At 70.8% G+C, this 23,472-nt stretch carries 16 protein-coding genes; 7 read left to right on the top strand and 9 right to left on the bottom strand.

Features of this window, described 5'->3' with window-relative positions; all coding sequences use genetic code 11:
- Positions 1-63 precede the first annotated feature (63 nt).
- Together OG956_RS17075 and OG956_RS17070 are read left to right on the top strand one after the other, a co-directional pair.
- On the top strand, positions 64-1,041 hold the full coding sequence (locus tag OG956_RS17075; protein ID WP_330338836.1) for a pirin family protein: 978 nt from the start codon (positions 64-66) through the stop codon (positions 1,039-1,041).
- A gap of 125 nt (positions 1,042-1,166) precedes the next feature.
- Complete coding sequence (locus OG956_RS17070) at positions 1,167-2,246, top strand: AI-2E family transporter (RefSeq protein WP_330338835.1); 1,080 nt, start codon at positions 1,167-1,169, stop codon at positions 2,244-2,246.
- Here OG956_RS17070 and OG956_RS17065 read toward each other — a convergent pair.
- On the bottom strand, positions 2,183-4,339 hold the full coding sequence (locus tag OG956_RS17065) for a SpoIIE family protein phosphatase (RefSeq protein WP_330338834.1): 2,157 nt from the start codon (positions 4,337-4,339) through the stop codon (positions 2,183-2,185). The genes OG956_RS17070 and OG956_RS17065 overlap by 64 nt on opposite strands.
- A gap of 198 nt (positions 4,340-4,537) precedes the next feature.
- On the opposite strand from OG956_RS17065, the gene aspS reads away from it, so the two are divergent.
- A complete protein-coding gene (gene aspS, locus OG956_RS17060; RefSeq protein ID WP_330338833.1) occupies positions 4,538-6,301 on the top strand; it encodes an aspartate--tRNA ligase in 1,764 nt (587 codons plus the stop codon).
- Between the two features lie 35 nt (positions 6,302-6,336).
- Here the strand turns inward: aspS and OG956_RS17055 are convergent, their stop codons facing one another.
- From OG956_RS17055 to drmA, 4 genes are all read right to left on the bottom strand, one after another.
- Positions 6,337-7,044, bottom strand: a complete 708-nt coding sequence (locus tag OG956_RS17055) for a nucleotidyl transferase AbiEii/AbiGii toxin family protein (RefSeq protein ID WP_330338832.1) — start codon at positions 7,042-7,044, stop codon at positions 6,337-6,339.
- Between the two features lie 130 nt (positions 7,045-7,174).
- The gene (gene drmC, locus OG956_RS17050; protein ID WP_330338831.1) at positions 7,175-7,990 is read right to left on the bottom strand and encodes a DISARM system phospholipase D-like protein DrmC; all 816 of its coding nucleotides are present in this window, start codon (positions 7,988-7,990) and stop codon (positions 7,175-7,177) included.
- Positions 7,987-9,843: a DUF1998 domain-containing protein gene (locus tag OG956_RS17045; protein WP_330338830.1), complete on the bottom strand. Its 1,857-nt coding sequence runs from the start codon at positions 9,841-9,843 to the stop codon at positions 7,987-7,989. The genes drmC and OG956_RS17045 overlap by 4 nt, the downstream gene beginning before the upstream one ends.
- Entirely contained in the window at positions 9,840-13,463 is a 3,624-nt protein-coding gene (gene drmA / locus OG956_RS17040) for a DISARM system helicase DrmA (protein ID WP_330338829.1), read from the bottom strand. The genes OG956_RS17045 and drmA overlap by 4 nt, the downstream gene beginning before the upstream one ends.
- 238 nt (positions 13,464-13,701) lie before the next feature.
- On the opposite strand from drmA, the gene OG956_RS17035 reads away from it, so the two are divergent.
- Both OG956_RS17035 and OG956_RS17030 read left to right on the top strand, forming a co-directional pair.
- Complete coding sequence (locus OG956_RS17035) at positions 13,702-14,352, top strand: DUF4365 domain-containing protein (protein WP_330338828.1); 651 nt, start codon at positions 13,702-13,704, stop codon at positions 14,350-14,352.
- The gene (locus tag OG956_RS17030; protein WP_330338827.1) at positions 14,349-15,545 is read left to right on the top strand and encodes a hypothetical protein; all 1,197 of its coding nucleotides are present in this window, start codon (positions 14,349-14,351) and stop codon (positions 15,543-15,545) included. Before OG956_RS17035 ends, OG956_RS17030 begins: the two co-directional genes overlap by 4 nt.
- Positions 15,546-15,846: 301 nt before the next feature.
- On the opposite strand, the gene OG956_RS17025 is transcribed toward OG956_RS17030, so the two are convergent.
- From OG956_RS17025 to OG956_RS17015, 3 genes are all read right to left on the bottom strand, one after another.
- Complete coding sequence (locus tag OG956_RS17025) at positions 15,847-16,458, bottom strand: Uma2 family endonuclease (RefSeq protein ID WP_330338826.1); 612 nt, start codon at positions 16,456-16,458, stop codon at positions 15,847-15,849.
- A 49-nt stretch (positions 16,459-16,507) separates the two neighbouring features.
- The gene (locus tag OG956_RS17020) at positions 16,508-17,377 is read right to left on the bottom strand and encodes a helix-turn-helix domain-containing protein (RefSeq protein WP_330338825.1); all 870 of its coding nucleotides are present in this window, start codon (positions 17,375-17,377) and stop codon (positions 16,508-16,510) included.
- 149 nt (positions 17,378-17,526) lie between these two features.
- A complete protein-coding gene (locus tag OG956_RS17015) occupies positions 17,527-18,072 on the bottom strand; it encodes an ATP-binding protein (protein ID WP_330338824.1) in 546 nt (181 codons plus the stop codon).
- 158 nt (positions 18,073-18,230) lie between these two features.
- Here OG956_RS17015 and OG956_RS17010 point away from each other — a divergent pair, with 158 nt between their 5' ends.
- Positions 18,231-19,106 (top strand): helix-turn-helix domain-containing protein, encoded by an 876-nt coding sequence (locus OG956_RS17010; RefSeq protein ID WP_330338823.1) that lies wholly within the window; start codon positions 18,231-18,233, stop codon positions 19,104-19,106.
- Entirely contained in the window at positions 19,103-19,315 is a 213-nt protein-coding gene (locus OG956_RS17005; RefSeq protein WP_330338822.1) for a DUF397 domain-containing protein, read from the top strand. The genes OG956_RS17010 and OG956_RS17005 overlap by 4 nt, the downstream gene beginning before the upstream one ends.
- Before the next feature lie 55 nt (positions 19,316-19,370).
- Here OG956_RS17005 and OG956_RS17000 read toward each other — a convergent pair whose 3' ends face one another.
- Positions 19,371-23,426 carry an Eco57I restriction-modification methylase domain-containing protein gene (locus tag OG956_RS17000; protein WP_330338821.1) on the bottom strand — a complete coding sequence of 1,352 codons (4,056 nt, stop codon included), beginning with the start codon at positions 23,424-23,426 and terminating at the stop codon, positions 19,371-19,373.
- Positions 23,427-23,472: the final 46 nt, after the last annotated feature.

The following is a 23,472-nucleotide window of genomic DNA, read 5'->3' as shown; positions in this document are numbered from 1 at the left end:
TCTGTTAGGGGTGGCAGAAAGTTCAACGCTCAACTAAACTGGGTCCACAAGGAGGTACCGACCATGCCTGCAGTGACCGTCGAGAACCCGTTGACGCTGCCCCGTGTGACCGCTCCCGCCGACGCCGTGGCGCGTCCCGTGCTGGCGGTCACGACCGCTCCGAGCGGATTCGAGGGCGAGGGCTTCCCGGTGCGCCGGGCGTTCGCGGGGATCAACTACCGCCACCTCGACCCGTTCATCATGATGGACCAGATGGGCGAGGTGGAGTACGCGCCGGGCGAGCCCAAGGGCACCCCCTGGCACCCGCACCGCGGCTTCGAGACCGTCACCTACATCATCGACGGGATCTTCGACCACCAGGACTCGCACGGCGGTGGCGGCACCATCACCGACGGCGACACCCAGTGGATGACCGCCGGCTCCGGCCTGCTGCACATCGAGGCCCCGCCGGAGCACCTCGTCGTGTCCGGCGGTCTCTTCCACGGCCTGCAGCTGTGGGTGAACCTCCCGGCCAAGGACAAGATGATGGCGCCGCGCTACCAGGACATCCGCGGCCGCCAGGTCCAGCTGCTCACCTCCCCCGACGGCGGTGCGCTGCTGCGGGTCATCGCGGGCGAGCTGGACGGCCACCAGGGTCCCGGCATCACCCACACCCCGATCACGATGATCCACGCCACGCTCGCCCCGGGCGCCGAGCTGACCCTGCCCTGGCGGGAGGACTTCAACGGCCTGGCCTACGTCCTCGCGGGCCGCGGCAGCGTCGGCACCGAGCGCCGGCCGATCCACCTCGGCCAGACCGCCGTGTTCGGCGCCGGGGGTTCGCTGACCGTCCGCGCGGACGCCCAGCAGGACTCCCACACCCCGGACCTGGAGGTCGTGCTGCTGGGCGGACGGCCGATCCGTGAGCCCATGGCGCACTACGGCCCGTTCGTCATGAACACCAAGGACGAGCTGATGCAGGCCTTCGAGGACTACCAGAAGGGCCGGCTGGGCTCGATCCCGGCGGTCCACGGCATGACGGAGACCGGCCCGCAGGCCTGACGAGCCGCCACCGCCGCCGGGCGGACGCCGGTACCTGCACCGGTCAGGTACCGGTACCGGCACCGCCTCACCCGCCCGGCGTCGTGCGCAGGACACCCGTCGAGGGGGCATGATCCGCTGGAGGCGTGCAGCTGCTGCCCGACCCCGTCCGCCGCCTCGCCGCCTGGTGCGCCGTACTGCTGCTGGTCGCCGGGGTGGGATGGGTCGGGGTGCGGCTGTGCGGGGAGTTCCGTACGGCCGTGACACCCGTGCTGCTCGCCCTGCTCGGCACCGCGCTGCTCGGCCCGCTGCACCGGCGGCTCGTGCGGGCCGGGGTGCAGGCCTCCGTGGCGGCCGGGCTCACCTGTGTCGCCGTCGTGGCCGTCGTCGGCGGCGCCGTGTGCATCGTCGTCGCCGCGCTCATCGGCACCGGCGACGAGATCATCGCCTCGCTGCGGCACGCCGCCAAGAGCGTCGCCGCGCGCTTCGGGGCCGCCGGCACCGGCCTGGACGACCTCGCCGTCAACTCCCGCAAGCTGCTGAGCAGGTTCGGGAGCACGGCCGCCTCCAACGTCATCAGCGGGGTCAGCGTGGTCGGCGAGTCCCTCGCGATGGCCGTGCTCGCCCTGCTGCTCGTCTTCTTCTTCCTGCGCGACTCCCACCTCGCCGTGCAGACCCTGCGCGCCCTCGCGCCCCGCGGCTCGGGGGACATGCTGGAGGCCGTGGCCCGGCGCGCCTTCCAGGCGGTGGAGGGGTTCATGCGCGGGACCACCGTGATCGCCCTCATCGACGCCCTGTGCATCACCGTCGGCCTGCTGATCCTCCAGGTGCCCGGCGCGGTCGGGCTCGGCGCGCTCGTCTTCGTCGGGGCCTACGTCCCCTATCTCGGCGCCTTCGTCTCCGGCACGGTGGCCGTCCTGGTGGCGCTCGCCGACCGGGGCTTCGTCATCGCGCTGTGGGCGCTCGGCGTCGTCCTCGCCGTGCAGGTGCTGGAGGGGCACGTGCTGCAGCCCGTCATCCAGAGCCGGACGGTGCAGATGCACCCGGCCGTGGTGATGCTCGCCATCACCGCCGGGGCGTCCGTCGCGGGCATCCTCGGCATGCTGCTCGCCGTACCGCTGACCGCCGCCGCCTTCGGGGTCGTACAGGAGCTGCGGACGCGTTACGCGGCGCCCTCCTCCGCGGCACCGGCGGGCCCGTCCGCCGAGACGCCGCCCGGTTCGTAGAGCTCGAACCAGATGCTCTTGCCCTCGCCCCGCGGCTCCACCCCCCAGGCGTCCGCGAGGAGTTCGATCAGTATCAGGCCGCGGCCGGAGGAGGCCAGCTCGCCGGGCCGGCGCTTGTGCGGCAGGTCGTCGCCCGCGTCGGTGACCTCCACCCGCAGCCGCCGCAGCCCCGCCCCGCCCGTCACCTCGGCGAGCAGCAGCGCGTCGGTGTCGGTGTGCACCAGGACGTTGGTGATCATCTCGGAGACCAGCAGCACCGCCGAGTCGACCTGCTCGGGCGAGCCCCAGTCGTGCAGCAGCGCGCTCAGATGCCGGCGGGCGTCGGCGATCCGGGCCGGCTCGTCCTGCGCCACCGACAGCAGGGTGCGCCGGACCGCCGGCCGCACGGTGCCTTCCAGCGGGCGGCACAGCAGCACCAGCGCGATGTCGTCCTCGCGGCGGTCGGCCAGCGGCCCGGTGGTGTGGTGCGAGGACGGCCCGTGCACGCCCTGCACCAGCGCGTCGGCCAGCGACTCCGGATCGACCTCGTCGTCTGCCGGATGCTCCTCCAGGATCGTCCGCAGCCGGCGCCAGCCGCTGTCCAGGTCGTGCCCGCCGGTCTCGATCAGGCCGTCGGTGCAGATCATCAGCGTCTCGCCGGGTTCCAGGGTGAACCGGGTCGTCGGATAGTCCGGGTCGGGGTCGATGCCGAGCGGCAGTCCGCCCGCCGTGGGCCGCGTCATCACCGTGCCGTCGGCCATCCGGATCGCCGGGTCCGGGTGCCCGGCGCGGGCGATCTCCAGTATCCCGGTCACCGGGTCGGCCTCGGCGTACACACAGGTCGCGAAGCGCGGGTCGGCCGGGTGGCCGGCGCCGTCGTCGTGGGTGATGCCGTGCAGGAACCTCGAGGCGCGGGAGAGCACGGCGTCCGGGCGGTGGCCCTCGGAGGCGTAGGCGCGCAGGGCGATGCGCAGCTGGCCCATGAGTCCGGCGGCGCGTACGTCATGGCCCTGGACGTCGCCCATGACCAGCGCGAAGCGGCCGGAGGGCAGCGGGATCATGTCGTACCAGTCGCCGCCGACCTGGAGTCCGCCGCCGGTGGGGATGTACCGGGCGGCCACCCGCAGCCCGGGGATCTCCGGGCCGAGCGAGGGCAGCATGGACCGTTGCAGGCCCTCGGTCAGCTCCCGCTCCTCCTCGGCGGCGCCGGCCCGGGACAGCGCCTGCGCGAGCATCCGGGCCACGGTCGTCAGCACGGCGCGTTCGTCGGGGGTGAACGCCACGGGATGGGCGAACGCCGCCATCCAGGCGCCCATGGGGCGTCCGGCCACGGTCAGCGGCAGGAAGGCCCAGGACTGCCGGCCGAAGTGGCGGGCGAGCGGCCAGGACGCCGGATAGCGCTCCTTGTACTCCTGCGGCGAGGACAGATACACCGCACGGCCCGTGCGGACGACCTCGGCGGCCGGATAGCCGGTGGTCAGCGGCATGTGGGAGAAGGGGCCCAGGTCGCCGGGCTGGTGCCCGTGCTGGCCGATGATCGTCAGCCGGTCGCCCTGCACCCCGAACACCACGAGGCCGTCCGGCGAGAACCCCGGCATCGACAGGCCGCCGGCCACCCGCAGCACCTCGGTGGTGGACCGCGCCTCGGCCAGTGCCCGGCCCGCGTCCAGCAGGAACGCCTCCCGCGAGCGCCGCCAGTCGCCGGTGACCGCGCTGCGGGCGGCGGAGGTGCCGGGGGCCGGTTCGGTGACCTCCTGGAGGGTGCCGATCAGCTCGTAGGCCTGCCGCACGGGGTCGTACGACGGCTTCGACCGGCTGCGGACGACCCGCAGGACGTTGCCCTGCTCGTCCATGATCCGTATGCGCACCTCGGCGAGCGTGCCCTCGGCGACGGCCAGCGGGATCACTCCGGTGATCTCGTTCCAGTCGACGGGGTGCAGCCGGGCCCGGGTCTGGGCCTCCGTCAGGGTGGTCGCCTCCGCGGGCAGACCGAGCAGCCGCGCGGCCTCCGCGTCCACGGTGACTTCTCCGGCGGCCGTGTCCCAGTGCCACAGCCCGGTCGCGAGGGCGGCTAGGACGTCCCCGACAGACGGGAGGGGCTCGCCTGTACGCATTCGCCCACTTTAAGAAGATATGACGGATGGGTGCCACCGTAGGAAGAGGAGGGCCGGTCCCGGGACGCTCGGAGGATCCTCCGGCGTGCGGCACGGGAAAAGGGTGGGGAGCCCAGGTTGGGGTGCCCGGTACCCTTGGGGTGGCCTAGGCCGTACCCGCCTGGCGACACCCGATCCGCAAAGACTGGATGAACGACGATGCATCGGTACAGGTCCCACACCTGCGGCCAGCTCCGCGCTTCTGACGTCGGCACCGACGTCCGGCTGAGTGGCTGGCTGCACAATCGGCGCGACCTGGGCGGCATCCTCTTCATCGATCTGCGCGACCACTACGGCATCACGCAGCTGGTCGCCCGCCCCGGCACCGAGGCGTACGAGGCCCTGGACAAGCTGTCCAAGGAGACCGTGGTCCGCGTGGACGGCCGCGTTGTTTCACGTGGAACCGAGAACGTGAACCCCGACCTGCCCACCGGCGAGATCGAGATCGAGGTCGGCGACGTCGAGGTGCTGGGCGCGGCGGCCCCGCTGCCCTTCACGATCAACACCGAGGACGGGGTCAACGAGGAGCGGCGCCTGGAGTACCGCTTCCTGGACCTGCGCCGCGAGCGCATGCACCGCAACATCATGCTGCGTACGGCGGTCATCTCGGCCATGCGCCAGAAGATGTCGGCGATGGGCTTCAACGAGATGGCTACGCCCATCCTGTCCGCCACCTCCCCCGAGGGCGCACGCGACTACGTCGTCCCCTCCCGTGTGCACCCGGGCAAGTTCTACGCGCTGCCGCAGGCCCCGCAGCAGTTCAAGCAGCTGCTGATGATCTCCGGCTTCGACCGCTACTTCCAGATCGCGCCCTGCTTCCGCGACGAGGACGCCCGTGCGGACCGCTCGCCGGGCGAGTTCTACCAGCTCGACATCGAGATGAGCTTCGTCGAGCAGGAGGACGTCTTCCAGCCGGTCGAGAAGCTGATGACCGAGCTGTTCGAGGAGTTCGGCGGCGGCCGGCACGTCACCTCCCCCTTCCCGCGGATCCCATTCCGCGAGGCGATGGCGAAGTACGGCTCCGACAAGCCGGACCTGCGCGCCAAGCTGGAACTGGTCGACATCACCGACGTCTTCGAGGGCTCGGAGTTCAAGGCGTTCGCCGGCAAGCACGTGCGCGCGCTGCCGGTGCCGGCGGTCCAGGACCAGCCGCGCAAGTTCTTCGACCAGCTCGGCGAGTTCGCCGTCTCGCTCGGCGCGAAGGGCCTGGCCTGGGTCCGCGTGGGTGAGGACGGCTCCCTGTCCGGCCCGATCGCCAAGTTCCTCACCGAGGAGAACGTCGCCGAGCTGACCAAGCGGCTCTCGCTGGCCCCCGGCCACGCGGTCTTCTTCGGCGCGGGCGAGTTCGACGAGGTCTCCAAGATCATGGGCGCGGTCCGGGTGGAGGCGGCCAAGCGCGCCGGCCACTTCGAGGAGGGCGTCTTCCGCTTCTGCTGGATCGTCGACTTCCCGATGTACGAGAAGGACGAGGAGACCGGCGCGATCGACTTCTCGCACAACCCCTTCTCCATGCCGCAGGGCGGGCTCGAGGCCCTGGAGACCCAGGACCCGCTGGACATCCTGGGCTGGCAGTACGACATCGTCTGCAACGGCGTCGAGCTGTCCTCCGGCGCGATCCGGAACCACGAGCCGGAGATCATGCTCAAGGCCTTCGAGATCGCGGGCTACGACCGTGAGACCGTCGAGGAGAAGTTCGCGGGCATGCTCCGCGCGTTCCGCTTCGGCGCCCCGCCGCACGGCGGCATCGCCCCCGGCGTCGACCGCATCGTCATGCTCCTCGCGGACGAGCCGAACATCCGCGAGACGATCGCCTTCCCGCTCAACGGCAACGCCCAGGACCTGATGATGGGCGCCCCGACCGAGCTGGACGAGACCCGCCTGCGCGAGCTGCACCTGAGCATCAGGAAGCCGCAGCCGAAGTAGGACGGCGCCGCCGCTCTGCGGTCCTCCGCGTTACTTCAGTCCCCCGCGTCGGGCCCGGACTCCGTGTCCGGCTCGATGTCGGGGGACGCGCCGTCTTCGAGCAGTCGCTCGGCGATGTCGTCGGACCACTCCTGGGCCCAGGCGCGCAGGGCGGCGACCTCGGCCTCCTCGAGGCCGTACCGCAGGAAGTCCCCGTCGGAGTAGAAGTCCGTGCCCGTCAGCCGGGACTGCAGCGTCGGCAGATCGAACGGGTCATGGGCGTGCCGGCGGCCCAGCGCCTCCAGATCCGGCAGGGAGAAGCGGGCAGCGGCGGCCCGCGCGTCGATCAGGTCGACGGCCGCTCCGCGGTCGTACAGCGCCCGGATCTTCGTGCCGACGGCGTCCTCCAGGGAGAGGGCAGGGCCGTACTCGGTCAGCTCCGGCGGCTGCCAGAAGGCTTCCTTGTGCAGGGCCACGGCACAGGGCTCGCCCGTCGGCGGATCGACGACCGTCAGCTGCGCGGTGAGCGCGGTGACCGTCCCCGCCCGGACCCGCCGTCCGCGGGCCTCCAGGGCGGCGCCGACGGCGGCGGCGATCCGGTCCATCGCCTCGGAACTCTCCGTGGCGAAGTCGAGATTCGCATGCGGGCGCACCACCAGACCGTGCGCCTGCACCGCGTATCCACCGGCGAGCACCAGCCCGTAGGCGCCGCCCGCACTGACGACGTCGGCGAGGAGGCGGTGGTGGGGTTCGGGGACGTTCAAGGTTCTTCCCGGGTTGCCGTCGCGATGATCGAGGGGAGCTTCTCATGCGTACCGCTCAGTCGACCGTGAACGGGACGCTGACACCGGCGCGGGCGTGCTGAGGTACCGTCGCGAGGCGTGAGGAGTCGGTTCACACCTGACGCATGATGTTGTGCTCCGGGGTCAGCAACCAGTGAAAATGGTCGACCAGACCCTTAACGAGCTGGGGATCACGGAGCACCACACCGAGTTCGATGTTGTCTGACAGCGCCCGGTCGGTGAGATTGGCGCTGCCCAAAAGCGCCGTGTGCCGGTCGGCAGCGATCAGTTTGGCGTGCAGTACTCCCACTGCCCCCACGCGGTGCCAGATGCGCACTCCACGGGGCAGCGCGGCGAAGGCGGCTGCTGCCTGTGTGGATTCCTCAAGCAAAAGGTCCACATGGACGCCTCTGTCGACCGCTTGCCCTATCTCTCGCACAACATCCCGAGCGCCGTGCGCGGCGAAGCTGGCGATCAGCAGTGATGTGGTTGCGGAGCGGATCACCTCCATGGCGACACCGCTCGTCAGCCGTGCCGGTACGGATGCGCCGAGGGGCCCGCTGACCACGACCTGGGTCGGCTTCGGGCGTGGCAGTGACCGGGCCGTGGCAAGGGCAAGTGCCAGTCCGGCTCCGGTCAAGGCGGGTGCCTCGGTGCGCCAGGCATGGATGATGTCCGTGAGCTGGCGCGCCAGGCCGGCGGCCGATTCCCCGGCGGCGAAGCGGCTGACCCGGGCGTCGTCCGGCCCGGTGGCCGCTTCCAGGACGCGTTCCAGGGCGACGCGCCTGTCCTCGGGCAGGCGTTCGCAGAGGGCGGCGAGAAGAGCGGGCAGGCGAGCGGAGGACGCGCCACTGCGAGCGGCCGGGACGCCTGCCCGGGACGCTCCGCTCGGCCCTTCCTGGCCGGGAATCGGCTGCGGGCGGCTCATGGCCTGAATGCACAGGCGTCGTCCGCCAGTGTCTCCACCAGCAGTGCCCGGTCCAGGTAGTGGTTGCCCCGCTCGCAGGACGTCTCCGCCGCGAACAGGCACGCATGGCACGCCGCGCCGTGCAACCGGGCATGGATGCGCGGATCGTGCTCGGAGCACATCGGGTCGGAGCTGCACAGCTTCGCCTCTTCGAGGGCCTGGGCGATGGCCGGCCCGAGGCGGTCACGGCGTCCGAGCGAGACGAGTCCACCCAGGGTTCCCTCGCTGTCGGGGGCCGCGGTGTAGAGCAGGATGCCCGACATGGGGTCGGGGCCGGAGCGGGCATAGATCCGCTCCGCTATGCCCGAGGCGCCGTAGCCGCAGTCCAGCGCGAACTGCCGGATCAGCACGTGCGCCAGGGTGTGCAGAAGCACGTACCTGATTCCTGGCCAGCGCGGCTCCACGCCGCGGGCCAGGCACCAGTCCCGGTGTGCGTCCTGGAGGACCCTTTCCCGGGCGAGCACCGCGTCGCGTCGCTCCCAATCGGCGAGTGGCCGCTCCTTGAGCGCCAGGAACACTCCCTCACCCCGCAGCTCGGCGCAGGGAACCCAGGTTGGGTCGTTGCGGCTCAGGGGCGCTCCGGGGCGGGTGCGCACCTCTTCGTCCGGCAGCCATTCGGGAGCCTCGATCCGGGTGAAGCCGGTGAGTGCCGACACCTCGCGCAGTCGGTGGACCAAGACCACGCTGTCCAGCCACTCCGCCGTCCCGTCGGGCACCCGCCGCTCGCGGACCGTGGTGAAGTCCGGCAGTGCATGGTCGCGTGGATGAGTGAAGGCCCGCCACTCGGGCGTGATGAGGTCGAACTCCTCGTCCTCTTCTTCCGGCTCACCTGTGACCGCTTGTGCTTCCTTGGTGATGGCCGTCCACACGGCGTCCGCGCCGTACTGCTCCAGCTCGGGCCAGCATGCCTGCGTGGGCAGCAGCATCTTCGCGGCGTCCGCGGGAACGGCGGCGAGCGGGGAGAGCAGCTTCCAGTGTTCCTTGACCGCCTGAGTGAGGGGCTCTTCGGCACGCGGAATGCTGAACACCTTCAGTTGCGAGGCGAACCAGCTGTTGGTGGCGCCCAGCACCATCGTCCGTGCGAACTCGCGGCAACCGCCCGGGGCGAAGGTGCCGAGGTGGGGGTGGTGGCCGCGGCAGGCCGGCAGGTTGCTCTCCCCGGCCTGGCCGATGGCGTCCGCCATGGAACGGACCGCCCCGCACGTGCAGCGCACGAAGACGTTGGCGGCTTCGCCGGTGGTGCCGGACTCGGTCAGGCTCAGGGTGGGGTTGTCGCAGGCGTCGTCGCCCTTGTGGACGAAGTAGACCCAGGGGAAGTCGTCCATGTGGCCGTCCTTGCAGGCGACCAGGAACCGGGCGGGCAGGGCCGTCGGCTGGCCCTTGCCCGGACCGCCGCAGTTGGTGTGGACGTACTTGGTCTTCTCCGGCCGGTAGAGGTTGGGCCGCAGCTGGAAGAGGCCGCTGGAAGCGGGTGCCAGCTGGTTGCACCGCTCGCGGGAGCAGCGCAGCCACCGGGGGAACAGGGCGACCGGCACGCCCGTCCTGGTCCAGTCGCCGTAGGGGTCGGCGGGGTTCTCCGGCAGGTGGGGCGGGGTGCGCAGGGCGGTGACCGAGCCGCCGAGGCGGCGGCGTACGGCGGCCAGGAGGCGGTCCTCGGTCAGGACGCGCGCGCGGACCGGGTCCCAGTCGTCGAGGCCCATCACCATGGTCGAGAGGTTGGGCAGGTCGGTGACGGCGCCGATGCCGTAGGTGTGCAGGAGCTGGCTGGGCCGCAGTTCGCCCACACGGAGTGCTTGGGTGGTGGGGCTGCTCATGTCCTCTCCCAGGGGTCGTCGTCGCCATCGGCCGGGCCGGCGTGGTCGTCGTCCTGCACACGCGGTGCGTAGGGCGGTTCCTCGTCGGGTTCCGGTCCTGTCGCACCGGTGAAGATCAGCCGGATCGGCGGTTCCACCTCGCGCAGTGAGGTGGGGCAGGTCATGAGCCGCCACGGGCCGCTGTCCGGCTCCAGCAGCAGCGGGGCGACGTCGCCCTGCCGCTTGGCCGCGCGGTATCCGAGGACGGCGCCGGGTGCGCGGCGCTTCTGCTCCCAGTAGTCGAGGCGGGCGTCGAGCCGGGTCCGTACCTCGTTGACGACGTGCTGGTCGGCCAGGACGTCCCGGGCGCGCAGTTCCAGGGAGCGCACGGCATGGCTGACGACCTCGCCGCGGCGGTCCACCCACTGTGCGCCCCGGTTGGGGTTGTAGTCCGGCTTGAGATTGCGGACGAGGGAGGCGAGGACACCGGTCAGTCCCCGGTCCACGGCACGATCGGCGAACGGCGTGACGGAGAGGGCCTCGACGTGCTGGTAGATGCTGGCGTGGAAGGACTCGAAGGTCTCGTAGTGCGAGAGATCGCGCGGCCGGGCCCAGTTGAGGACGGTGAAGACGAGACCGGGCGCGCGGCGGCCGACGCGGCTCGTGGCCTGGATGTACTCGGCGGTCGACTTGGGCTGGTTGTTGACGACCATGACGCCGAGCCGGGCGACGTCGACTCCGACGGCGATCATGTTGGTGGCGAGCAGGACGTCGATGGGCCGGGGGGATCCCTTGGGCCTGCGGCCGAACGCGAGGTCGAGTTTCGCCAGGATGTCGGGGATGGCCTCGGACGCCATGCGGCTGGTCAGCTCGGCGGGTTCTCCGATACGGCGGGCGGCTAGCCCTCGGCGGTCGGCCCGCAGCAGCCTCGCCGACACGTCGTCCTCGACGAGCCGCCGCATGCCGCCGAGGTCACGCAGGCTGTTGAAGTAGCCGACGAGCGTCATGTACGGGTCGGTCAGGTCGCTCGGGCCGTAGGTTTCGTACAGGTGCTGGGCGGCGGCGAGCTGGGCGACGAACACCCGGATCGCCACGGACTTGGTCCGCACACCCTGGGCGCAGATGCCCACGTAGCGGCGGCCGGGGGTCTCGGCGGTGTCGCGGCGCCGGGCGAAGAACGTGTCGTCGGCGTCGAGTCCGGACGGCGGGAAGACGGCCGTGCGGCGGGCGAAGAGATCGTGGATCTGCCGGTCCGCACGGCGCACGGTGGCGGTGGAGGCGATGACCTTCGGCCGCACGCTCCGGCCCGGTTCGGGCTCCCAGGTGGACAGCAGATCCACGGCTGTCTCGTAGAGGCCGGTGAGGGAGCCGAGAGGACCGGAGATGAGGTGCAGCTCGTCCTGGACGATCAGGTCCGGCGGGCGCACGCGCTGCGCGTCCACGGTGGAAGCGGCCGGGTGGCCGTTGCCCGGCGGATGGCTGGACGACTCCCAGTCGTTGTCGACGGCGGACGGTGTGACGTATCCGTGGCGCGTGCACCGGCGAGAGACCTGGCCGAACAGGGCCTGCGTCTCGCCCCGCCACGGCAGTTGGGCGAACTTGTCGACCGTGGCGATGACGAGGCTCGGCGGGAGACGGTAGATCTCCTCGTCGACGACGAGGATCGGCAGTCCCCGCTGCTCGGCCGGCAGCCCGAAGGCGGCGGCCCCGAAGGGGCATTCGTAGGCGTCGGGGCAGGTGATGAACGTCCGGCGCAGGGTGGGCTCCACGGCGATGTCGCGGCCCGCCTCCATTTTCGCTCCGCACCAGGGGCAACTCGTGAGCTGGTGCGGTGACCCGGTGCGTCCGAAGCCGCTGAACCCCTTGTCCTTCTTGCGTTCCTTGACCCACTCGGCGGCCTGGTCGGTGGTGTTGGGGGTGACGCGGCCACCGACCCACAGACCGATACGGAACGGGTTGTCGCCCCAGCGGGCAGGCTCCTCGCGGCGGATCACCTCGCAGGCGCAGATCAGTGCGGCGGCGCGCTGGAACTGCTGGATGGTGAGCAGACGCAGCGTGTACCGCATGATCACGGCGACGCCGTGCTCGGCGTCGAGGCCGCCGAGGTGCGGCGTGCGCCTGCGGACGGCGAGGGTGAACGCGGTCAGACCGAGGTAGGCCTCGGTCTTGCCGCCACCGGTGGGGAACCACAGGAGGTCGGCCAGCGCCCCGCGGTCGTCGGCGCGCTCGGGGTGGGCGGGGTCCGCGAGCGACGGGAGGTTGAGCAGCAGGAACGCCAGCTGGAAGGGACGCCAGCTGCGGTTCTCCGGCAGGTCGGCGGCGCGGACCGCCTCGTCCAGCGACAGCGCGGGCGTACGGCGCCGGTCTGCGGCCGCGATGGTGTGCACACGCTGGTGCCACATGGCACGGTTGGCGAACCGGAAGGCGTCGAGAGCGTCGGGGTCGTCCCGCAGCACGTCGATGCCGGCCTGGATGCGGTCGGCCGCCACACCGGCGAGCCGGAGGTTCTCCAGGGCCTCGGCACGGTAGGCGTCGAGGCCGACGGCGGGATCGTCGACGGACCGGCGCTGACGCTCGATCCAAGACCGGTACCCGTCGACGAGCGGCTGCAGCGCGGCCCGCAGGGGAGCGGCCTCCAGTCGGCTCAGCTCGCGCATGTCCAGCACGAGGTCGCCGAGTTCGGGCAGGTCCTCGTCCCGCGGGTCGCGGCGGGGATCGGGGACGTCGGTGTGCGGGATCTCGTACGACGGGGTGGCCGTCGTGGTCAGGCGTACGGCGCGCCGGGCGTCCGCCGGGTCGGCCTCGGCGTGCACGCCGGTGCCGTGGCCGACGGCGAACTCGGGGTGGAAGCGGTAGGTCATGGCGAGCGAGCGGCGCTCGTCGTGGTCGTCTCCGGGCAGTTCGACGGCCCGGCGCGGCAGGAACGGAGCGGTGCCCGGAGCGCCCGCCACGGTCATCGAGGCCTGGAACATCCAGTGGGTGCAGCCCGACTTGTTCTCCTGCCCGTTGACCAGGAACAGCGAGACCAGCCAGGAACCCTCGTGCAGCCGGGCCCGGCCACGCACCACGATGTGGGGGAAGTCCCGCGGGTGCACCGGCTGGGCGGCGAGTCTGCCCTCCGCCAGCTTCACGGTGACGGTGCCCGAACAGGGCACCCGGCGCCAGACCCGCCGGTGGTTTCCCTCGATCTCCGACTCGCCGCGCTCGTAGCGCGCCCAGGTGCAGTCGACCCTCAGCTCCTGGATGTCGCGCGCCACCCGCAGGGTCAGTCCCAGCGTCGACGGGTGCAGGCTCGGCATGGACGGCGCGGACGGGTCGGGGTCGCCGGCCTCGGGCTCCTGCTCGGGGGCCATGCCCGGCTCCTCGAGCGTCTCGGGCTCGACGACCTTGCCGACGGTCTTCAGGTCGGAGTCGCCCTCCTCGCGGACACCGCCGGGTGCCAGCCGCCCGATGATGTAGTGGTCCAGGGGGTTGCCCTCCGACAACTCCTCCGGCTCGTCCCCGGTGGGGCCCAGGAGGTCGCGCACGACCAGCTCGGCGAGCTTGTCGCGCAGTTGCCGGTGCGTGGGCGCGGACAGCACCGGTGCGGCGGGGCCGGCGGCCGGCTCGGGACCGGGGCCGGTGAGAGGCTGCTGGGTCACGGGCAAAGAGTAGGCGCGCGCACTGACATCGGACACGGACTTCCCGTATCGGACCCGGTCCGTGGGCCGGTGACCGGTTGTTCCCGGGGCGTCCGGTGGGCCCGCCGCGGCCTGATTCCGATCAAGGCTGTTGGCCGACGGTGTGACCTTCGTTACCGTGCGTCCCGCGACGGGTACACAGGCGCATGAGAAGCAGGCGCGCGCCGCGCGTGCGGTGTTCGGGGGTGAACGGGGCCAGATGACGGACAGCACGACCGGCGGCATCCCGCACCAGCAGCCGAACGACCTGCTGAAGCGGCTGTTCGCCCCGAAATCCACTGGGCCGAGCGGTCCCGCGTCCCCGCCCGCCTGGGTGCAGGGATCGCAGGGTTTCGGCGACAACGGCCATCGTGGCGCCTTCGGCGAGGAGTTCATCCGCATGCTGGCCACGGCGGCCAACCTCGACGTGACGCGCAAGGAGCGCGACCGGGTCGGCGTCGACTGGCAGTTGGGGTATGCGGGACGCAGAGGGACCCGTAGATATCCGGCCATTGAGGCACAGGTCAAGTGCACGTCGTCCCCGGACATCCACGACGACCACATTCGCTACCCGCTCAAGGTGAAGAACTACAACCAGCTGGCCGGCAACGACTACGAGATGCCCCGCTTCCTGTTCCTCGTGCTGGCTCCGGCGGACCCCCACGCCTGGTCGCACGCCACCGAGGAGCGGTTACGCCTGAGCCACGCCGCGTACTGGCTGTGCCTGCACGACCAGAAGCCTGTAGCACCCGCCAACACATCGGGCTCGAGTACGCGCACGGTCTACGTCCCCCGTGCCAACCTGCTGACCGTCGACTCCTTGCACGACCTGTTCGCCGAGGACTACCGGGAGCTGGTGGGGGTGGCATGACGGTGATCACCGACGCGGAGTTCGAGCAGGCCGCGACCCTCGCGCCCGAGGTCGTCCGGCGTTATCTGAGCGGCAAGGGCTGGAGCGCGGAGCGGGACCTGTCGGGTGCCGAGCTGTGGGAGTGGAAGCCGCGCGACGAGCCGGGCCCGCCGTACGAACTGCTGGTGCCGGTGCGGCGCCGCCGTGACTACGCCGGCCGGGTCGCCGACATCCTGGAGACGCTGGCCGTGGTGGAGGCGCGGCCCGCGGGTGACATCCTGCGGGAGATGCGGTTGCCGCCGGTGGACTGGCAGTTCCTGCGCCTGGTGCCGCCCGGCCCGTCGGGTACGGCTCCCTTGCTCGACCTGGTGTCGGCGCTGACCGGTCTGAAGGACCTGCACACGGCGGCGGCGTCCTCGGCGCTGGGGCCTCGGCCGGTACAGCCCGCGCGGAAACCGCAGCCGGTGAAGGACCATGTGGCGTCGGTACGGCTGGACCAGACGCGTGTCGGCAGTTACGTCGTCGCCGCTCACGTCCCCTTGCCGGAGGGTGCCTACGGCGGGCACGACCGGAGGGGCCAGGGTTCTCTCTTCGACGAGACGGAGCTGACTCGGCAGCGCAGCCTGGCGGCGCAACGGCCCGAACCGTTCGCCCGCCGGGTCTCCCGGATGCTGTACGCGGGTGTCACCTGCGCGCACAAGGCCGCCGAGCTGACCCTGGCCCAGGACTCCGTGCCGCACGTCGAGCACATGTCGGATGCCGGCCTGTCCGCGAACCTGTGCGAGGCCCTGGTCAGGATCGCGGGTGAGGAGCGCCGTGACTTCTCCCTCTCCTTCGCGTGGTCGTCCGAGCGGCCGGTGGAGCAGCCCTCGCCGCCGGTCGCGATCAGCCGGCGTCACGCGGTGGCGCTGGAGGCCGTGGCGCAGGACCTGCGCGAGCGGCTGGGCCGCGAGGAGGGCGCGGTTCTGCACGGGGTGGTGAAGAAGCTGCACCGGGATGTGCACCCGCGCGAGGCCACGATCTTCGGTTCCTTCCTGCACGATGACTACCGGCGCCAGCGCAGTGTCCGGGTGGAGCTGCGTGCCGAGGACATCGACCGGGCGGCGGACGCCTGGCGGTTCGGGTGGGAGGTGACGGTGACCGGAGACCTGGAGCCGCGGGGGACGGGCGTGCGGATGCGGGGGGTGCGGGAGTTCACGGTGCGACCGGAGTAGAGGCCTGGGCAGGAGTCACCGAGGCGGCTGCCACCTGGGCGAGGAAGTCGACGGGGGCCGTACGCGCGCTTTCCTCCGCGCCGAAGGCGTACTCCCGCTTCCAGCTCAACCGCGTACTGCCTTCATGGCTTCGTCCAGTACGGCGGCCAGCTCCCGAAGAGCTTCTTCGGCGACGGCGGGATCTTCGGCCTCCAGCCTGCTCTGCGCGCGCTCGAAGCGAGCGGACAGCTCGGGGCGGCGGGCGATCTCGATGTCCCGGGCCCAGCGGAGAACCCAGGGTGCTGTACGTCGTGGGTGGGGCTCACCGCTGCTCGTCGCTGCTTCCTTCGTATCGAGGCAGGCCCTCGGTGGAGATGGTCCAGTCGGCGATGGTGACGTTCTCGCCGTAGACGAAGTCCTTGCGGGTGGCGTAGCGGGGGCCGTCGGGGGTGGGGTGGATGTCGGTCAGGACCGCGCCGGTGCCAGTGCGGGGATCGAAGATCGCGTAGACGGGGATGCCCATCAGGGGGTAGTCGCGCATCTTGGTGATCCAGTCGTTGTCCGGGTTGGAGCGGGACACGACCTCGACGGCGGCGATGAGAGTACGGGGGTCGAAGGAGCCCGGGACGTCCATGTCCTCCATGGTGATCACCATGATGTCCGGTCGGCGCATGAGGCCCTGGGACTCGTCCTCGACATCCGGTTCGCCCGTGTGAGCCACGATCTCTTCCGGCATCACCCTTTCCAGGCGCCTCCGCAGGTGCACGGTGGTCAGCTCATGAGGGCCGACAGGCGACATCATGTCGTGGACGATCCCTTCCCGGGTGATCTCGAACTTGCCGGGCAGGGTGTCGTCCGCGGACTGAACGTAGTCCCGCATGGCCCGGTAGCGGTGTGAAGCGCCCTGTCGCGCGTTGTCCGGTGCGATGGTCATGGCGCTCGCTCCTCGTGTGTGCCCAGGGGCAAGGATCGTCACGTCCATGCTAGGCGGCCTCCGGGAGATCGGATCGGCAGTCGCGGCAGCGGCCCGGGGCGGGGGCCCGGAAGGCGCGGTCGCAGCCGTCGCAGGTCTGGAGGGGGTGCCGGGGCTCAGGGGCCGGTGCGGCCGGGAGCCGGAACGGCGGCGGGGGCGGCAGCTGGGCGGTCAGGCGGTGGGCGAGGAGGGCGGCCGGGCGGATCAGGGGCTCGTTGGGCAGGTTCTCGGTCAGGGCGTGGCGTACGGCGGTGGGGGTGAGGTCGCGTTCCAGCCAGGCGGCGACACCGGGGGCGAGGTGTTCGGCGTCGGTGGCGGAGAGGAGGAGGCGGGGGTCGTGGCGGCGCAGGCCGGCGAGGACGTCGACGGCGGTCTGGAGGAGGGCGGGCGCGGGGTACGACGGCTTCGGGACTGCGGGAAGGCGACGCTTGCGTGGCGCGGGTTCGTCCGGGGCCGTGCGGCGGGCGGGCCTGCGGGTGGTCGTCTCGCGGGCGGCGCGGTGACCGGGCCTGTTGCAGGAGACCGTGCGGGTGACGATCCGGCCGGTGGGGGTGCGCTCGCGGGTGCGGCGCAGGTAGCCGTGGGTTTCGAGTTCGCGCAGGGCGGCGGCGATCCGGGTGGGGCCCTCGGGGAAGCGGGCGGCGAGGGTCTTGATGTCCACGGCGGTGCCCGGCCGGACGGACTGGATGTAACAGGCCAGTCCGATGGCGAGCAGGGACAGCTCCGGGTGCTGGGCCAGGTCGTTGCCGATCACCGTGAAGTTCTCGGTGTGGCGGACGTGGTCGTGGACGACGCCGGCGGTCCGGTGCCCGTCGGGGTGGTTTTTGCCCCGGAGACGGGACTGGGCGCGCGAGGGCGCGCTAGGGTTTTCGGTGTCCATCGGGAAGGGCCAATCTTCCTCGGTGGTCAGGCCCTCGCACTGGGATGCCAGTCCCGGCGAGGGCCGTCGCATGTCTGGGGTTGTTGGGTGCTGCTGGCGCTGAGCGTAGGGCAGGCAACCGGTCCCAAATCCAGCCCACTTGGGCATATTCACTCGCGGGGGTGAGTTTGCCCGGCGGGAGGGAGGGGTGGGGTTTGGTGGGGTTCTTTCTCCCCGGTGGGTAGTGCATAGGGAGCGCAGGTCGGACCGGAGAGTGGGCTTTCATGTTCCGGTGACTGCGGGGCGGGGAAGGTGAGTTCGGCCCAGACGGTCTTGCGGGGTGGCAGGCCGTGGGTGACGCCCCAGCGGTCGGCGAGAGCGGCGACGAGGGTCAGGCCGCGGCCGGATTCGGCGGTCAGGCCGGCGGGTTGGCGGTGCGGAATCCGGTCACCGCGTGTGTCCGTCACCTCGATGCGGAGGGTTTGGCCGACCACGTAGAGCAGGAGCCGGAAGTTCCGGCCGGGGACGCGGCCGTGGGTGGCGGCGTTGTTCGCCAGTTCGGCCACGATGAGCCGCGCCGGGTCCAACGAGATCCCCCAGGTGCGCAGTTGTTCCGTGGCGAGCAGTCGGGCGAGGCGTGCGCCTCGGGGGGTGGGGGACAGCAGGACGCTGAAGTTGCGGATGGGGCTGCCGGGTTGGGGGAGTTTCTGATTCACGTCACTCAGCGTGGCCGGATATGCCTACCGTGGGGAGTGACGTCGTGGTTGCGTACGGTGACTGTCCGGTCGTTGTCCGGTGCTGTCCGGGCTTGTCGGGCCGTCGCGTACGGGTAGGGCGTGGCTGGCACGAGGCGGTACGACGGAGGGGCGCGCGCATGTCGGTGGACGGCGAGGTTCGGCAGCTGAGGACCGAGGCTGACGAGCCGGGGTGGGAGGTGGACCCGGACGACGAGTGGGGCGTGGCCGTGGTCGCCACCGTGGGGCGGCAGTTGAAGCTGCGGCGCGAGGCGGTGGGGATGCGCGCCGGCGACTTCGGGAAGGCCGTGGGGTACGGCGAGGATCTCGTCTACAAGATCGAGAGCGGGAAGCGGATTCCCCGGCCCGAGTATCTGGACAGGGCGGACGAGGTGTTGGGGGCGGGTGGGCTGCTCGCCGCGATGAAGGAGGATGTGGCGAAGGTCCGGTATCCGAAGAAGGTGCGGGATCTGGCGCAGATGGAGGCGCGGGCGGTCGAGATCGGGGTGTACGAGAACAGCAACATCGCCGGTCTGTTGCAGACCGAGGAGCACATGCGGGCGCTCTTCGGCGCGTGGCTTCCTGCCTACTCGGACGAGGAGACGGAGCGCATGGTGGCAGCGCGCATGGCTCGCCGTTCGATCTTCGAGCGGTCACCCGCGCCGACGCTCAGCTTCGTCCAGGAAGAGTCGACGCTCCGGCGGCCGGTCGGGGGCAGAATGGTGTGGCGTCAACAGCTCGAACGCTTGCTTGAGCTGGGGGAGTTGCGGAATGTGTCAATCCAGGTCATGCCGACAGACGTCGAGGAACACTTCGGTACGGGCGGGATCATCGAGGTGCTGAAGTTCCCGGACGGTACGGCGGTAGGGCGCTCCGAGGGGGCGTTCAACGGTCGCCCGGTGACTGATCCGAAGCAGATCCGCATCCTTGACCTGCGCTATAGCATGATCCGGGCCCAGGCGCTCACGCCCCGAGAGTCGCGGGCTTTCATCGAGCAGATGCTTGGAGAAACATGAGCGGCAACCCCACCCCCGGCGACGGCTCCACGCTGGCGTGGTTCAAGAGCAGCTACAGCAGCAGCGGCGACGGCAACTCCTGCGTGGAGGTCGCCACCACCCCCGACACCATCCACGTCCGCGACTCCAAGTACCGGGACGCCAGCCCCCGCCTCGCCCTCGCGCCGGAGGCCTGGGCAGACTTCGTGGCGTACGCGTCCGAGAGCTGACCTCCCGACTGACTGCCCCGTGGTCGCCACCGGGCGCGGGGCATTGCCGTACGGCTCAGAAGAGCGCGTCGGGCTGAGCGAACAACGCGCCGTCGTCGAAGTCCCCCGAAGCGGTACTGGACTTACGCGCGGCGGCCCGAGCCTTTGCCTTGGCCTTACGAGCGGCAGCGCGTCGCCGCTTAGCCTCGGGCGTGTGCAGGCCCTTCTCCACTTCTTCCTTGTAGCGGGCGTGGTTCAGCTCAAGAAGCCGATCCAGGATCTCTGTCTGGACGTCCGACGCGATGGTGAAGCGAACGCCCTGCGGCGTGGTGTGGAACCCATGCTTGAGGTCGAGATCGGTCCAGCCATAGGCCGCGGCGACGGCCTGGTCCACCTCAATATGTGCTCGGCGGATCGCTTCGATGTCGGGGGCGGACTCAGACTTGGAGTGGACGAGTTTGTAGGCGTCGGTGAGACCCATGTCTTGGGCTGACATCACAGCATGCTGGGCTGCTTCCAGTACTGCTCCTGCCCGGTGAAGACGCGATGTTTCGTCAGGGCGGGGGAATGTCTCATAGATGTCCGACGGGTTGTAGCGGAGGTCACCTTTTAGGCTGGAGCCCCAATGCCAGGCCCAGGCCACGTGTGGTGTGCTGGACAGGAGTGCAAGCTGAGCGGTCGACGACGTGGCAATCACCGACACTGCTTCCGAGAAAACTTGGTTAGTTGGCAACAGGCTGGGAATCAGCGACTTGCTATGCCGGACGATCACGATGGCGCGATCCATGTCCGAGATCGCCTCGTACAACTGGGAGGCACGCTCGGCGAACTGCCACCACCGTTCGCGACGCGCCGCTCTCTTGTTCCGCGCTCGAACCGGCTTCACGTCTCGCTCTACGATTGCGAACGCTTCTGCATACTCCGCAGCCTTTTTCTGAGGCCAGTCCTCAAAGTTGATGACCCAGCGACTCGCTGTACAACCCGGACGCTGATACAGGTCTTCTCCGTTGAGGTAGGGACGAATAACCTCCGCGTTCCTGGGGTTCTTCCCGATAAGTTCCTGAGCCTCTTCGGGAGTGAGGATGAACCCCTTACCCAGCACGATTGCCCCTTGGAACGATTGTGCCTCGTTCGCCACCAAACGATGTGGCACACCCGACGCCCGAGACGCCGGATCCAGTCCTGGCGTGATCCCCTGCACCTCATTGCCGTCCAACACGGGAGCCTCACTTTGCCCGAGTTTCCCGGCCAGCCACAGGAGCGATACGACCACGGCAGCAGTGCCGGACCACGGCTGCGCCTTCACCGCCCGGTACAACGCCCACCCATCTGTCGTCGCTTGATCCAGCCCCACCTCACGGGTATCGCCCTGGGCAATAGTGTTCGTGGCGATGATCCCCGTGCGACGACCTGGCGCCAGCGACAGGTAGCGCAGCAGGAAGTACGAGCACAGGTCCGCGCTCCCCCGCTTGCCGCCGCCAATCCGATTGACCAGGTACTCGCGATAGTCCTGCCCCAACGCTCCCGTCAGCTTCTGTCCACCGATGAACGGCGGATTTCCCACCACGACATCGAATCCAGCAGAGCCCCCCACCCCCATAACTTCAGGAAACTCCAAAGGCCAATGCAACGGCCGAACCGCCTCCGCCCGAGGCCCCTTCAGCCACCCCTCCACGATCTCCCGGGCCCGTTCAGCCGCAGCCTCAGCCGCGACCTCGTCATCGTCCCCCAGCGCCGTAGCGACCAGCCCCGCCACAGCCTCCAGCCGGTTCCGGTAGGCCCGGCTCTTCGCGTCCTCCTTGGCGTCCCGGAACCGCGCGGCCCCCCGCGCCCCGCCGACGTTCTCCTCGCCGGTGATCTCGGACGCCTCCTCGTCGGAGATGCCCTCGGCAGCGAGAGCCGCGCCCACCACGGCATCGGCCGCCAGCCGCAGCTTGCCGCTCAGGGCCTCCGCCTTCGCCAGCAGGTCGGCCTTGTCCCGCACAACGCGGATGTCCGTGACCGCCGTCGACTCGATCTGGCGCCGCAGATCTGCGGCCTGCGACAGCAGCGACTCCGTGTTCTCCAGTGCCCGTGCGACCTCGGGGCTCAACTGCCGGTCCTGCCAGTCCAGATGGAACTGCCTGACCTGGCGTACGTCGATGACGCCGATCAGCGAGTCCCCGCACCGCAGCGCGTGGTCCAGGAACGAGAACGGCCGCCCCTTCGCCAGCGTGACCAGCCACAGCGACAGCTTGGCCAGCTCCACGGCCATGGGGTCGCGGTCGACCCCGTACAGGCACCGGTCGGCCACCAACCGCCGGGCGATCTGGTGCAGTTGCTCGTGGTCGTCCCGGTCCACGTCCCGGGTGATCTCCGGCGGAAGCTCCGGCTCCCGGAGCCACGCCTCCACCACCCGGTCCGCCAGGTACCGGCACGCCGACACCAGGAACGCTCCCGAACCCATCGCCGGGTCCAGCACCCGCAGCTTCAGCAGTTCCTCGGCCTTCTTCGGCCGCCAGACACCGGGGTCCGCGCCCTCCGCCGGACCCGGCGAGTAGCACAGCGGTGCCAGCGTGTGCTCGACGACCTCCTCCGCCAGCGCCTTCGGCGTGTAGTGCGTGCCGGTGTCACGCCGGTTGCCGGAGCGGACCATGATGATCGAGCCCGCCGGCCACACCTTCGGCTCGCCGCGCAGGTCCGTGCCGTACAGGCCGGAGAAGGCAGCCGCCCGCTCGACCAGGGCCGGGTCACTGCCGCACGCCGTCTCCAGTTCGACCGTCACCGTGCCGGACTTGGCCTGGGCCGCCTGAACCGTCGCCGGCTTCGTGCCCGTCGCCGCCGCCACCTGCTCTGCGAGCGTCCCGGCCGCCGACCACTCCTCCAGGCGGGTCAGCGGCAGCACCGCCTCGTACTTCCTGTCCCGGCCGAAGGAGACCCCGACGTAGGGTTCCTCCGCCCAGTGGCAGCCGTACTCCAGCAGACCCTCGTAGACATGGCCGATCTGCTCGACGTCCAGGCCCTTGTAGGACAGGCGTTCCCTGCCCTTGAAGCCCTTGCGGGCGCGCAGGGTGAGGAGGGCGTCGAGGATCTCGTAGACCACCCGGTCCGTGACCTTGGCCGGGACCAGCCAGGGGAAGCGGGACGGGTCGAACAGCGAGCCGCCGTAGGGCGGGATCCACAGCTGGTCGTGGGTGCTGCCGCCGTGAATCGCGGCGAACACCGCGAGCAGGCGCGGCCAGGTCGCCTCGACCCGGTCGCCCAGCTCGTCGCCGTGCAGGCTCTGCGCCTTCGCCAGCTCGTCGTGGAGGGGGCCGATGGCGTACGAGGCGTCGTACAGCTCGTCTCCGGAGGGCAGCAGGCGCTGTTCCTCGGCGTAGAGGAGGAAGACGAGGCGCATCATCACGGTGAGCGCGCCCTCGTAGACCTGCTTGGCCGGTACGCCCCGCAGCAGGTCGCCGCCCGACTCGCGGTCCAGCCGGGACAGCTCCGCCACCAGCAGGGACACGGCCTCGCGCACCTGGCGGCCCAGGGTGTCGGTGACCTCGGACTGGGCGTCGGCGGTGCGGGCGAACAGGCCCGCCGTGGAGTCGGTCGGCTTGCCCTCGGCGTCCTGCGGCGGGCGGATCACACGGCTCGCGGTGAGCAGGCTGGTGAAGGCGCGGGCGAGGATCGGTTCCTCGGTCCACAGGTCCGCGTCGAAGACGGCGATGGTCGTCGCTTCCTTCGGGCGGGCGTGGACCAGGGCCCACTCGCGGCCGTTCGTCAGCAGGGCGAGCGGCACCTCGCGGGCGCGGCACAGCTCGGCCGCGCGGTCGGCGAGGCCGGGCTGTTCGCCGCGCGGGCGGTTGAGGGGGCCCTCCCAGTCGTCCGTGCGGAAGAAGAGGGCGCGCGGGGCCAGCCCGCCGGACCGGCCGGGGCCGACCAGCACCGCGTCGGGGGTGTTCGCGCCGGCCCGCAGCGACTCGGGGATCGCCGCGCCCTCGCGCAGGCCGGGCGCCCGCCAGCCCAGCAGCTCCGCCAGGACGAACTGCTCCCACGCGGAGCGCAGCAGCGCCGGGTCCTCCTGGACCTCCGCCCAGGCCTGCCGCAGCCGCTCCCATGTCTCGGGCGGGATCGTGTCCAGGCCCTGCGGGAACGCCCCGACCAGCACCGGCAGCGAGACGAACGGGCCGTCGGGCCGCAGCAGCCGCAGCCAG

Origin of the sequence: Streptomyces sp. NBC_00557 (genome assembly GCF_036345995.1) — a bacterium.
Lineage (GTDB): Bacteria > Actinomycetota > Actinomycetes > Streptomycetales > Streptomycetaceae > Streptomyces.
Note: the sequence above shows the minus strand (reverse complement) of the source record. Positions and strands in the feature narration are given on the sequence as shown.

Excerpts from the sequence above, each read along its gene's own strand:
- OG956_RS17030 (WP_330338827.1), top strand. The coding sequence starts at position 14,349 with ATGACGGTGATCACCGACGCGGAGTTCGAGCAGGCCGCGACCCTCGCG.
- OG956_RS17020 (WP_330338825.1), bottom strand. The coding sequence starts at position 17,377 with ATGGACACCGAAAACCCTAGCGCGCCCTCGCGCGCCCAGTCCCGTCTC.
- OG956_RS17065 (WP_330338834.1), bottom strand. The coding sequence starts at position 4,339 with ATGCGTACAGGCGAGCCCCTCCCGTCTGTCGGGGACGTCCTAGCCGCC.
- drmC (WP_330338831.1), bottom strand. The coding sequence starts at position 7,990 with ATGAGCCGCCCGCAGCCGATTCCCGGCCAGGAAGGGCCGAGCGGAGCG.
- OG956_RS17045 (WP_330338830.1), bottom strand. The coding sequence starts at position 9,843 with ATGAGCAGCCCCACCACCCAAGCACTCCGTGTGGGCGAACTGCGGCCC.
- OG956_RS17005 (WP_330338822.1), top strand. The coding sequence starts at position 19,103 with ATGAGCGGCAACCCCACCCCCGGCGACGGCTCCACGCTGGCGTGGTTC.
- OG956_RS17075 (WP_330338836.1), top strand. The coding sequence starts at position 64 with ATGCCTGCAGTGACCGTCGAGAACCCGTTGACGCTGCCCCGTGTGACC.
- aspS (WP_330338833.1), top strand. The coding sequence starts at position 4,538 with ATGCATCGGTACAGGTCCCACACCTGCGGCCAGCTCCGCGCTTCTGAC.
- OG956_RS17010 (WP_330338823.1), top strand. The coding sequence starts at position 18,231 with ATGTCGGTGGACGGCGAGGTTCGGCAGCTGAGGACCGAGGCTGACGAG.
- OG956_RS17035 (WP_330338828.1), top strand. The coding sequence starts at position 13,702 with ATGACGGACAGCACGACCGGCGGCATCCCGCACCAGCAGCCGAACGAC.
- OG956_RS17025 (WP_330338826.1), bottom strand. The coding sequence starts at position 16,458 with ATGACCATCGCACCGGACAACGCGCGACAGGGCGCTTCACACCGCTAC.